Annotated in this window: 17 protein-coding genes; 15 read left to right on the top strand and 2 right to left on the bottom strand. The window is 46.8% G+C overall.

Features of this window, described 5'->3' with window-relative positions:
• From ABES02_RS29855 to ABES02_RS29835, 5 genes are all read left to right on the top strand, one after another.
• Nucleotides 1-300, top strand: a 300-nt coding sequence (locus ABES02_RS29855) for a hypothetical protein (RefSeq protein ID WP_430141694.1), incomplete at its 5' end; no start/stop codon positions are given.
• On the top strand, nucleotides 293-586 hold the full coding sequence (locus ABES02_RS29850; protein ID WP_430141691.1) for a hypothetical protein: 294 nt from the start codon (nucleotides 293-295) through the stop codon (nucleotides 584-586). The genes ABES02_RS29855 and ABES02_RS29850, both read left to right, overlap by 8 nt.
• An 18-nt stretch (nucleotides 587-604) precedes the next feature.
• Nucleotides 605-985, top strand: coding sequence for a hypothetical protein (locus ABES02_RS29845; protein WP_430141688.1), 381 nt, complete (start codon nucleotides 605-607; stop codon nucleotides 983-985).
• An 84-nt stretch (nucleotides 986-1,069) separates the two neighbouring features.
• Complete coding sequence (locus tag ABES02_RS29840) at nucleotides 1,070-1,486, top strand: hypothetical protein (protein ID WP_430141686.1); 417 nt, start codon at nucleotides 1,070-1,072, stop codon at nucleotides 1,484-1,486.
• A gap of 325 nt (nucleotides 1,487-1,811) precedes the next feature.
• Nucleotides 1,812-2,612: a hypothetical protein gene (locus ABES02_RS29835; RefSeq protein WP_430141683.1), complete on the top strand. Its 801-nt coding sequence runs from the start codon at nucleotides 1,812-1,814 to the stop codon at nucleotides 2,610-2,612.
• Nucleotides 2,613-2,892: 280 nt separating this feature from the next.
• Here ABES02_RS29835 and ABES02_RS29830 read toward each other — a convergent pair whose 3' ends face one another.
• Entirely contained in the window at nucleotides 2,893-3,030 is a 138-nt protein-coding gene (locus ABES02_RS29830) for a hypothetical protein (protein WP_430141680.1), read from the bottom strand.
• Nucleotides 3,031-3,317: 287 nt separating this feature from the next.
• Between ABES02_RS29830 and ABES02_RS29825 the strand changes: the two genes are divergently transcribed.
• The 5 genes from ABES02_RS29825 (at nucleotide 3,318) to ABES02_RS29805 (ending at nucleotide 6,349) form a co-directional block, all read left to right on the top strand.
• Nucleotides 3,318-3,863, top strand: coding sequence for a hypothetical protein (locus ABES02_RS29825; protein WP_430141678.1), 546 nt, complete (start codon nucleotides 3,318-3,320; stop codon nucleotides 3,861-3,863).
• A gap of 46 nt (nucleotides 3,864-3,909) precedes the next feature.
• Nucleotides 3,910-4,446, top strand: a complete 537-nt coding sequence (locus ABES02_RS29820; protein WP_430141676.1) for a hypothetical protein — start codon at nucleotides 3,910-3,912, stop codon at nucleotides 4,444-4,446.
• A 63-nt stretch (nucleotides 4,447-4,509) separates the two neighbouring features.
• Nucleotides 4,510-4,830 (top strand): hypothetical protein, encoded by a 321-nt coding sequence (locus tag ABES02_RS29815; RefSeq protein WP_430141674.1) that lies wholly within the window; start codon nucleotides 4,510-4,512, stop codon nucleotides 4,828-4,830.
• A 562-nt stretch (nucleotides 4,831-5,392) separates the two neighbouring features.
• Nucleotides 5,393-5,545, top strand: a complete 153-nt coding sequence (locus ABES02_RS29810; RefSeq protein WP_430141672.1) for a hypothetical protein — start codon at nucleotides 5,393-5,395, stop codon at nucleotides 5,543-5,545.
• 57 nt (nucleotides 5,546-5,602) lie between these two features.
• Complete coding sequence (locus ABES02_RS29805; protein ID WP_430141669.1) at nucleotides 5,603-6,349, top strand: hypothetical protein; 747 nt, start codon at nucleotides 5,603-5,605, stop codon at nucleotides 6,347-6,349.
• Between the two features lie 175 nt (nucleotides 6,350-6,524).
• Here the strand turns inward: ABES02_RS29805 and ABES02_RS29800 are convergent, their stop codons facing one another.
• Entirely contained in the window at nucleotides 6,525-6,800 is a 276-nt protein-coding gene (locus ABES02_RS29800) for a hypothetical protein (protein WP_430141667.1), read from the bottom strand.
• Between the two features lie 286 nt (nucleotides 6,801-7,086).
• Here ABES02_RS29800 and ABES02_RS29795 point away from each other — a divergent pair, with 286 nt between their 5' ends.
• The 5 genes from ABES02_RS29795 to ABES02_RS29775 all read left to right on the top strand — a co-directional run bounded on the left by ABES02_RS29795 (nucleotide 7,087) and on the right by ABES02_RS29775 (nucleotide 11,002).
• The gene (locus ABES02_RS29795) at nucleotides 7,087-8,283 is read left to right on the top strand and encodes a DUF3560 domain-containing protein (RefSeq protein ID WP_430141665.1); all 1,197 of its coding nucleotides are present in this window, start codon (nucleotides 7,087-7,089) and stop codon (nucleotides 8,281-8,283) included.
• Between the two features lie 126 nt (nucleotides 8,284-8,409).
• On the top strand, nucleotides 8,410-8,697 hold the full coding sequence (locus ABES02_RS29790; protein ID WP_430141662.1) for a hypothetical protein: 288 nt from the start codon (nucleotides 8,410-8,412) through the stop codon (nucleotides 8,695-8,697).
• A 305-nt stretch (nucleotides 8,698-9,002) separates the two neighbouring features.
• On the top strand, nucleotides 9,003-10,076 hold the full coding sequence (locus tag ABES02_RS29785; protein ID WP_430141659.1) for a hypothetical protein: 1,074 nt from the start codon (nucleotides 9,003-9,005) through the stop codon (nucleotides 10,074-10,076).
• 96 nt (nucleotides 10,077-10,172) lie between these two features.
• Nucleotides 10,173-10,655 (top strand): hypothetical protein, encoded by a 483-nt coding sequence (locus ABES02_RS29780; protein WP_430141656.1) that lies wholly within the window; start codon nucleotides 10,173-10,175, stop codon nucleotides 10,653-10,655.
• An 83-nt stretch (nucleotides 10,656-10,738) separates the two neighbouring features.
• Complete coding sequence (locus ABES02_RS29775) at nucleotides 10,739-11,002, top strand: hypothetical protein (protein WP_430141655.1); 264 nt, start codon at nucleotides 10,739-10,741, stop codon at nucleotides 11,000-11,002.
• Nucleotides 11,003-11,535: the final 533 nt, after the last annotated feature.

Genomic DNA, 11,535 nt, shown 5'->3' with positions numbered 1-11,535 from the left:
GCTTCACGCTTGCCAGCTGGCAGCGGTATTTGCTCATCAAGCCCTAAAGGATTCCGCTCATCGCCGCTCGGGCTAGAGCCGCAAGCGAATCCAGATTTTCGATTAAAGCAAAAAAGTCAAGAAGAAAGAGAGTGGTTTTCGATGATGGTAGCAGAAATTGCAAAGGTTGAGATAGGCAAGACACGGACGGCCGACGAGTTTTATGATGCTCTTCTAATGGAAGCAATGTTTAACGATGCGCGGCTGGGCATTTACTTGGATTGGTTACATGAGCAAAAGGAGGCGGCCGCGCATGTCTGATAATGCAGTTTTGGTGCGCTTCGGGGAAGCGCACATGAAGGAATTGGAGGATATGTTTCGGCTGACCGATGAGCAGCGCATAGGGCTGGATGTGGCCGGTGATCTTGTTGCTGATATGCTCTCTACGTTCAATTGGGCCATGCATGAGGGGGATGCTGCGATATGTTACGTTGGCTTCCCGGAAGCAAACCAAGTCATCGGATGGATTCGCAATTATTGCACGGAGCGCTGTATCGATTTTGAAATTCGGCTTGAAGCCGGGTATCACAAACTATTCTTCCCATAAAGTGAGGACGAGAGATATATGAATTGGTTGTCAAGCTTTCCTCTTACTGTCGCCAAAGCCATGAATGACTACAAAGGGCCGAGTCAACGTTATGCCTTTGCCGCATTCACGCAGCAGGAGTATTCCGATGCTTATAAGGTTGCCCGCGCTGCCCGGATTTCTTGCAAACATTTAAAAGCAAAGGAAGGCATTCCGGCTGTTCAACAAATCATCCATGAAGAATTAGAAAAAATTTATTGGGATAAGAGGCGCGCTGTTATTCCTCATTTGGCCGAAGACCTAGCAATGAACATGTATGAAAAAGGCTGGGGAACTACTTGTATTCGAAAATATGTAATAGGGGTGGCCCAGAAAGAGGACAATTACGTTGCATTTTGGGGGCCGAAAGCAGAGTTTTAAACAAATGATTTTACGATTTTATATCTAGGCTGCTAAATCCAAGCATACGAGACAACCAAATTTTTAAATAGGGGATGAACGAAAATGTACAAAATTGATAATTTCGGCAAGATTAAAGCACTTAGCGAACAACATGGTGGAAAACGGGCAATTCTGGAACGGATTGAGTTCAAACACGAATATGACGAACATGCAGATGTTAGTTATCTCGAAGATTCTGCAGTGGAGTACCCGGAGGATCTAAATAGACTTGCCTCATTTGAACGCGGGGAATGGCATTGTATCGGAATTCGCGCCGTAGCAACGATTTATATTCCGTGCGGTGGTGGTTCTTTTAAAGTCCAAAAGATTGAAACGGCTGGACTTTGGGGCATTGAATCAGATTCAGAACAAACTTATTTCAATGAAGTCGAAGCTAATGAAAAAGAAGAGTTGTTAGAATACCTGGAAATTCTTAACGTTGATATTTCCTTACTTGCTGGAAGCGATCTAAATAAATAGGCGAAACGAAAAACGGCCGGGCAAGGGGTTCGCGCCCCTTGCCCGGCTATCTTGCAAACGCTGCAGCAGTTGGAAGGATACATACAGCGGAAAGTAAGAGGGATTTACAACGTTGCCTTATAATCAACTCAATTACGGTGTTTGTTCTCCCGATAATATCATCAAGAAGACATAATAATTTATTGCATAGTCCGATATCTTACCGTCCAGGACACGCATCATGCGCGCGTCCTAACCGGCGCGAGAGGCCGGGCGCTGCCCGGCCAATTTGTTTTAATCATAAATTCCGATATTATACGAAAATAAATGGTATGGGGGAAGATCTATGGGAAGTTCAACTCGGTCGAAAAAAAAGAAGGTTAGAGGAATTATAGGCAGGGTACGGCTATATTTATTTACAATATCAACAATGCTTCACTTGATTTTGCAAGTAGTAATATCGTTTGCTGTAGCTTGTTTAATTGCTCTTGTCGTAGCCCGTTTTTGGGGGACAAATGCAGCGCTATCTTATTTATTGCCGTGTTGCTTATTAGTATTTGTTTTGTACAATACGTTCGGATCAAGGTTTGTAATTGTTCGCGATGGTTACTATATGCGACCCATTACGTCGAGTGAGTACGATCTTTATGCTGGACGTAATTTGATTCATTATACTGATTACTTATCTGTAGATGATATAAAGCATTATGAAGCAACAAATACTATTAACCTAATCGCACACGGAAGCAAGAGATCAAATTATTCGATGCGTTCTGAGGACCGAGCTAAAAGATTCATATGGTTTCATCTATCGGATGGGAACGGAACGGACGAACCGGATTTTGATTCATTTTGGACCTCACATTTTACGGAATCTTCTCCAAGAACATATAAATTCGTTCTCCCGGCAAATACATTTTCCAAAGAACAGATTTATATACGCCCTTTTGATAAAGCGATTGCCGTTGAGGGCGATTACGTGGGACCGATCCACATGATGACTGCTTTTCCTTGGTACAACAAGAAGATATACTTTTTGAAATCGATGCACTTTCCGTATAAAGATTCTTTATTGTTTTGGTTCATTGTTTGGCTACAAATTTGCGGCAATATTGCAGATTTTCTTGATAAATTTAGAAAGCAATAAGGAAATATGAAGACCATTAGGGGGAGCTGCGGCTGCAGCTCCTTTTGCTTTGGCGTAGGATCGAGCTGGACCGCATCGGCCAGGACGCACACGCTGCGCGCGTCCTAACCGGTGCGAAGGCCGGGCGCGGCCCGGAAGGATGCCACCGCCGCGGGCGGTGACTTCGGATTCAAGCTGTGGCCGCACAACCGGAGGCTGCCCAAATCCGCAGCCTCCCGGCCGTTCTGGCCGGGACGAGGCGATTCCGGGGAAGCTACCCCTCATGAAAGAAAAGCCAAGGTCAAGAGCCAAGGTCAAGGTCAAGGTCAAGAGCGCCGGTTCGATTCGCAACCATTGTTCCGTCTGCAGCTGCTAGGCTCCTGGTGTTTTCCGCGGAGGAACATTCCCCGTTGTCGTATCCGTCATCATAGCAAATCATGCCGAACCCTGCCGCGCAAGGATGGCTTATCTCTTCGAGAACGCCACCGGCAAGCCGGAAATCCCTGCGCGTCATGAATCGGCATGATTAAGAACGCTATGACGGCTACGACAACGAATGTTCTGCTCCTTGAAAACTCCATACGATACGCAGCAACAACGCAGAAGGAAAACTGCTCATCAAACCGGCAAGGGCTTTCCGCTCATTGCCGCTCGGGCTAGACAGGCAACTTCCCCCGAATATTCGATTTAAACAAATTTCTCAAGAAGTAAAGGAGAATGATGGACATGAAAAAAATCCCTAAAAAAATCCAATTGGTTGACGGTACGTTATATGAGGCAACAGGTGAGGTATTGAGGGACGAAGATTATCCCGATTTCCCTTCTTATATGTTTGAAGGTCCCAATAATGAGCATCTTATGCTCCATGACGGAGGCGATACATTTGTCGGAACTTTCCTCTCTACAGGGCTATTAGTCTCATTTTCTGATGAAGTGGAGCAAAACGTTCAAAATGGAGTTACAGACATTCTATATCAGGTCATCCATGACAACGTTCCGGAACATGCAGAGAGAGGAAATAAGGACCATATGCCTGTTTTTCAGACATTAGAAGACATCGTAAACGATAATTCTGTTATCCAGGCGAACGAGATTCTTTTCAAACAGAACGCTTATCAGAGAATCCGGGAAAATGTAAATGTTTCGAGGGGAGGCTATACCAACTTAACCGCCATATCTTTTAGGGACGAAGACAATAGGCACAATCTCACGGTATACCATGTTATGAACTCGGTTGTCTATGTTGGATCCGGATACAGCTTAAATGGTTAACACGGTCCCGTTTGAATGTACCAAATACAAGGGAGGAATGTTGAATATGATGAGAGATTGGACAAATACGGCCTGGGTGGAACATTTTGATGCTCTGCCGGGCGAGCCGATTAAAACGCTAGTCAACGAAGACGATGGCCACATACTTGCCCAGGTAGTAGAAGCCCGGAGCGGAAAAGGGTATGTGCTGCAAACCAAGGATATTGACGGATTTGAAATCTCGTACCTTTATCCGGAATTAACCCGGCTGCTGCATGTAACGCATCTCAAGTTTGGTCTTCCGTCAAACCTGGTTCCGTTTACCAATGTCATCGACGGCGTGGATTACATCGTTGAACTTGAATCGAGGTTTACATATTTCGCTTTGTTCACGAAAGAACATGATAACATCCGGATTACCTTTAGTATCACGCCGGGTGTATTGGCTGATGATTACGAATATGCGATTATCGAGTTTTCAACGGACATAGGCGATCCGGTCAACGAAACGCTGGGGGAGGTCTGCAAGAGCGTGGAAGGACTTTTTCACGACTATATCTTTGATGGCATTGAATTCGAAGGTATCCAATTCACTTGTATCTAAGTGCATTTTGGCCAGCCGGGGGCCATAAACCCCGGCCAATAATAAAAAGCGAGGGATCAATTCATGAGCGAAAATCATATACCGATTGTTCAAATGCTAACTATTTCTACAGGCCACATTTCGGAGGAAACGAATAAGCTGCTTTTAGATCATGGGCCGGATGATCCACTGGCGATGCTTCCAATTGTTTTTTATCAAAAATCCGGTTATGGCTTTTTCATCGTGGTCCCTGATGATCCGGAAGACCCCGACATGTACAATATGGAGGGTGTGCCGGACGACTTGCGCGCCGTTCTGGTATATGCAAGGGAAAACCTGTGCAGCTGGGTAATGCTTGACCGGGATGCTGATTTTATCGAAGATTTGCCGTCATACGATTGGTAAACCGGACGGCCAGCCGGGAGCCGCAAATCCCGGCATTAATCCGGTCATATAAATCGCCTCAATCCGGCCCCGGCCAGCGGTAACACCAGGACAACCTGGTGTTTTTTTATATTTCTAAAGTCAGAAGGTAACGAGCTGCAAGCAGCTCCTATTGAACGAATGGTAATTAGCGTTTTTCCTTACGCTCCGACCTTACCACTTCGCCCCTTTACCAATGCAAGGCGACCCCTGCGGGGTGGACGAAGGGCATTCCACGGCAGGGGCAGAGCCGGACAAATCGCCCGACTCACACCCTTTGTTTCATTCGTCCAGCCTTGCATTGTCGGGGCTACGTGGTGCGTTCTCCGCGTAAGGAAAAACGAACAAGGAGCTGTTACGAAGAAGATGGAAAACTCCAAAAACCAACCCCTTAATACGGGCAATGAGCGCTTTGCCCTCTTATTTCGGCATCTTTACAGTACCCTTACGACGAGCCAAATTAATCAAGCTCTACGAAGTGCTGGCCTCAATCATGCCGATTGGATGGATCTTATCCAGTACATGAAGTTTGAGGATCCATCCGATGCCGTCACGAAAGACGAATCTGCCGAGTGCGATTGGTGCGAAAAGAGGGAGCCGGAACGTGAGTGTAGCCATTGCAGATTTACCGTGTGCAGGCGCTGCTTTGGGGGTGAACAATGCCCTAACTGCAATACAGGGAATTTCAAAAACCTAGAATCGGCTGGTTAAACCAGCCAGCTGATTCAATCAAAATAAAAAGGAGCGAAAATATATGATTAAAGGATTTAAAGGAAAGGAACATGTAGCTGAAATTCACGTATGGGTTGAGGGCTATAACCCTGCTGTATCGGTATTCACAAACTGGAAACAACTCACTGATTTTCAAGACCATCTTGTAAGAACATGCTCGGATCCGGAGCATACGAACGTTAAATTCATGGATTTTGACCATGACGGAAATCTAGTCGATGAACATAATTGCGATGTCATTCATCTTGATCGGCTTTATCCCGATGGTGACTTTTCAAACCATGATCGTCTGAGAGTGTATTCCGTTTATCGGAAATTACTTGAAGCGATCATAAAAGCCGAGGCGAATGAAATACCCTTTGCTGCTGTTTTCAACCATATACCGATAAGAGATTGTCTAGCCCAATATACCGTTTTGGCTACTGCATGGCACATTGACGATATACGTGATCGTTACCCCAAAACGACCAGTGATGACGAGTTGTTTCAAACTCTCCTTGAACAAGAGGATGCTTTGTCAAACGTTGCCGTCAGCTCCGGGAACGATTGGATTGAATGTGAGCTGCCGAGCGTTCGCGATGAGGAGGACGAGGAAGAACTTGCAGCAGAGACGCTTTGCGATTGGTGCGATGAAGTGAATTCTCAGGAAAAAACCGCATCCAAGCATTGTGAAAATTGCGGATTCAATCTTTGCGAAGATTGCCTTTCGTATAGCCCAAGCTGCCCGAACTGTCAAAGCCAAACCATGACGGAGATCGAACCGGCTTAATAAGCCGGTTCTCCACTAACGGATCCAGCCGGAAAGCAGCTCAATGCTGCTCACCGGCTTTTTTTGTTGCAGAGCTGTACCGGCCAGGACGCGCACGATGCGCGCGCCCTAAAACGGCGCAATGGCCGGTCGCGGCCCGGAAGGATGCCACCGCCGCGGGGCGATGGCTTCGGATTCAAATGGTGGCCGCCACAACCGGAGGCTGCCCAAATCCGCAGCCCCTCGGCCGTTCTGGCCGGGACGAGGCGATTCCGGAGAAGCCAACCCCTCTTGAAAGAAATAGAAAAGGGCAAGGGCCAAGGTCAAGAGCCAGGTTAAGAGCCAGGTCAAGAGCCAGGTCAAGAGCGCCGGTTCGATTCGCAACCGTTGTTCCGTCTGCAGCTGCTAGGCTCCGGGTGTTTTCCGCGGAGGAACATTCCCCGTTGTCGTATCCGTCATCATAGCAAATCATGCCGAACCCTGCCGCGCAAAGATGGCTTATCTCTTCGAGAACGCCACCGGCAAGCCGGTAAATCCCTGCGCGTCATGAACCGGCATGATAAAGAACGCTATGACGGCTACGACAACGAATGTTCTGCTCCTTGAAAACTCCATACGCTACGCAGCAACAACGCAGAAGGAAAACTGCTCATCAAACCGGCAAGAGCTTTCCGCTCATTGCCGCTCGGGCTAGACAGGCAACTTCCCCCGAATATTCGATTTAAACAAATTTGTCAAGAAAAAAAGGAGAATGAACGATGGAAAAACAATACGTATTGAACCGCGAAACACAGAAAATAGAACTGCGTTTTACGAAAGAGGAATATAAGGCATTGCCAGAAGACCAAAAGAAAGAAATGAAGCGCTTCTTTTCATGGGCTGGATCGGTGGGTGCATGGGTATCAAAATCAACGAATAACCACTATTCAGCAATTCGGATCGCAGAACGTTTGGGCTTTACGAATGGAGGACAGGAAGGCGAACGCTTGTCATATGCTGAACAGTTAGAACGCAAAGCAGAAAAGGCAGAGCGTAGAGCGGAGCGCTACGATGGGTATGCAGATAACGCAGCGAATAGAGCCGCAGGATTACAACAGGAATTTAATGAAAATCGTCAAGACTGGTCATGGCTGACGCAGCCGAATATAAACAGTAGCAGAGGCAGAGCATTCACAAATCAAAGAAATAGAATTTTAGACCGTTATCGCAAGGGGTTTGATGAATACCGCAAAAGCGAGTATTTCAAGGAACGTGCAGGAATTGCGAGAGAAACAGCGGATCAGTCACAACTTAAAAATAAACGTTATCTCAATAACAGGATAGAAGAATGCCAAAAACAAATTCGCAGCATTGAAAGATATATCGTTCAGGCAGAGGAAAAAAATAATGAAGAATGGCTTGCAAGATTATTAGATCGTATGGAATACGAAGTCGATAAACTTGCATTCCTTCAAAACTGCATGGATGAAGCCGGAGGTTATGAGTACAACAAAGAAACAGTCAAAGTCGGCTATCTAATTAAGGTTAGAGGATCTTGGGCGACGGTAACAAAAACAAATCCGAAAACAGTTTACGGCCAGTATGTAGAGGAACATTTAAAAAATTGTTATTGCCAAAAACCATATGCAGAAATTCAAGAAATGCAAATCCCCGAAGGTTGGACGGATAAGAAGGAAGAAACAGTAAACCCCTTTAACGCTGGTGACATTGTAGTTTTAAAATGGAGTACAAGCAACAACATTAGAGCAGCTTTCCAAATCGTTAAGACAACGGGCAAAAGCGCAGTCATCAGGGAAATTAAAATGGAAGACGGTACGCCGATAGAAAATGAATTTATAGGCGAGGAACAGCAACGTAGGGTTAAGAAAACGCGCCAGGACGTATATGTTTTGAATCACGGGAATTTGTACTTGTCCAAATATGTAGACCCAATAACCGCCGAATCCGCTATATAATTATGATCCGCTAACGGATCCAGCCGGAAAGCAGCTCAATGCTGCTCACCGGCTTTTTTTTGTTGCAGAGCTGCACCGGCCAGGACGCGCACGATGCGCGCGCCCTAACCGGCGCAAAGGCCGGGCTTGCGCCCGAAGGATGCCACCGCCGCGGGGCGGTGGCTTCGGATTCAAGCGGTGGCCGCCACAACCGAAGGCTGCCCAAATCCGCAGCCCCTCGGCCGTTCTGGCCGGGACGAGGCGATTCCGAAGAAGCCAACCCCTCTTGAAAGAAATAGAAAAGGGCAAGGGCCAAGGTCAAGAGCCAGGTCAAGAGCGCCGGTTCGATTCGCAACCGTTGTACCGTCTGCAGCTGCTAGGCTCCTGGACTTTTCCGCGGAGGAACATTCCCCGTTGTCTTATCCGTCATCATAGCAAATCATACCGAACCCCGCCGTGCAAGGATGGCTTATCTCTTTCGAGAACGCCACCCGGCAAGCCGGGCAAGTCCTTGCACGACGAGAACCGGCATGATAAAGGGCGCTATGACGGCTACGACAACGAATGTTCTGCTCCTTGAAAACTCCATACGCTACGCAGCAACAACGCAGAAGGAAAACTGCTCATCAAACCGGCAAGAGCCTTCCGCTCATTACCGCTCGGGCTAGACAGGCAACTTCCCCCGAATATTCGATTTAAACAAATTTGTCAAATAAAAAAACGAAAAGGAATGATCTTCCATGACGAAAACAATTAGACCCGAAACCATCACCAAAGCGCAAGCAGCTGCTTTAGAGGCCGTGAAGGCACTCCCTGAATTTGCGAATGTTTGGAACATCCTAGATGCTCATTCGACCGATCCGCAAGGCTGGGGCGCTGAATATGAAGCGTTAAACGATATGGATTATCGGCAGCTTAAAAGAGCGCTGAAATACGGATACATGACGCATGTTCAAGTGAAACGGATTGTTATAGTCCGTGGTGAAGGCCCGAGCGCTGAATGTGGCAAAAAAGGCATTGCTTCTTCCTGGGATGAGGCCAACGAAATTTTAAAAAGAATGGCGCTCACAGCTCCAAAGGAAGGTTATTACAAAACCGACTTTGAGATCCTTTTCACCAATGGTTTTATATATCAAGGCTGTTATGAATTGGAGCAAAGGGATAGAGTTTACGGCAATTTATATGAACATGTGAAAAGCAATTGCGAGTTTTACGGTGGCATATGCAAACGGCTTCCGGGACATATCACGCCAGAACAATATGTGCAGCTGGTCGGAGAGCATACAGCATCATATCTTCAAATGTTGGATGACATTATTTATCCGAGCGCTAACGAGAACGGTTTGGATCCGGAATTGATTTCTAAGGCATTAGCCACTAAACCGGATAAAACAAAAAAAGAACGCTATGTACCACCGCTTGAAGGCAACTATACACTGGTCAAGTTGAAGCCGGGCCGTGATGACAATATGTTCATTGTGTATTCGGGAGGGTCAAGAGAAACGTCTTTCAAAACCCCGGAACATTTGGAAAAATGGATGAAAAAATTCGGGTTGAGCCTGGGGGAGAAGATCAAGGAAGACACATACAAAATTAACGGCGCATATCGCGTTTCGATGATTGGAAACCGCGCCGAGGTTCTTCACTTGCCGCAAATTGTAATCAAAATGAACGGCTGCATGGTACGGGCATACAAAGAAATAACGCCGGAAGGAACAAATATTTATGTCGTTTCAAACTACGTTGAAAAATTCAAATTCGATTACAACACGCCAAGCGGTTTATGGTACTTGAAAAAATTTTTCTGGAACTAAGAGGCCGGGGGCAATGCCAATAACCGGCGCAGCCGGGGCCACTGGCCCCGGCATCCAACAGAATAAAAGTAAATTATCAAACGGAGGAATGAAACCATGATAAACAAGATCCTTGACCAACTAAACGCCGAACTTCAAAAAGCCCAGCTTTCCAGCTGGCCGGATCCGGAGCAGATAGAAAGAGCTGAAGCCAAATTGAAAAACGTAACCCGGTTGTGGGAAAGGTTTGGAACGGATCCGTTCGTCCTGGATATGGAAAAAGTGGTCGGGAAAGTGGTGAAAGCTTATCACATGGATTTTTACGAGTTGGATTTATCCCGTTTGGAGCAAATTGGAAATGTACCTTTTTGCTGGTTTGTTCGCAATCACGGAACTGATCTCTTACCGTTGGAAGGTGATGAAGAGACAATCAGCAGCGCGAAAGCCTGGTTTGATGCTATCCGGAACACATTCGCTGACGGGATGAACGTCCAGGAAAACCAGCGGCTTTACATATGCGATCCAAAGGCGAAAACCATGAAGCGCTTGAAAGTTTTTTCCGGGATCCAATTCCGGGCCACAAGCTCCGCTGCAGTTTAATGGCTGGGGGCAGTGGCCCCCGGATTACCAAGGAAGGCAAGTTGAAGTGAATAAAAGTTCATATGAATTGGAGGAAAAATGAAATGATAACAAGCGAAGTGATTTCAAAATATGCAAAGCTGGTTGATCGAAATTGTCATGGCGAAGTTCTTGAAGAAATTGCTAAAGATTTGAAGGTAACTTATTACGCTGATATCTTCAAGTGTATCAATGTCATCCATGAAAAAGAAGGAAGTTTGAGCCATGATGTTCATGGGGTCAGGGAAAGAATCAGACAAGAATTTAAAAAGCATCTTAAACAAGAATTAACAGAAGGGGATTATAAAGCTATTGCAAGGTATGTCTAAATAAAATCGAATTAGCGATTTGAACAGCTCACGGAGAGCTGTTTTTTTATGCCTAAATCCGGATCGGGCCGGATCGCACCGGCCAGGACGCACACGATGCGCGCGCCTAACCGGTGCGAAGGCCGGGCATGGCCCGGATGGATGCCACCGCCACGCGGCGGTGACTTCGGATTCTCTTGTGGCCGTCAGGACCAGAGGCCGCCCAAATCCGCGGCCTCCGGCCCTTCTGGCCGCCGAAGCCATTTCCACGAAGAAAACCCTCGCGAAAGACAAACCCCAACCCCCTAAAACCCTTGTGGGCAAATTCGAAGAAGCAAAGGAAACGGGCTTGATTCGCGGATCGTTCCTGCAGCGCTGGCGCTTGCTCCTGTCGTTTTTCGTCGAGCCACATCCAGGCGTATTTCGAATCGGTCATTTTAGCCAACCACACCGAACCTCTCCGCGCAATGGTGGCTTATCTCTTTCGAGAACGCCATCCCGGCAAGCCGGGCATACCTTTGCACTCCGAGAACCGGCATGGTTAAACGTGGCTA

It is taken from the genome of Neobacillus pocheonensis (assembly GCF_050477905.1).
GTDB classification, from domain to species: Bacteria; Bacillota; Bacilli; order Bacillales; family Cytobacillaceae; genus Neobacillus; species Neobacillus pocheonensis_A.
Note: the sequence above shows the minus strand (reverse complement) of the source record. Positions and strands in the feature narration are given on the sequence as shown.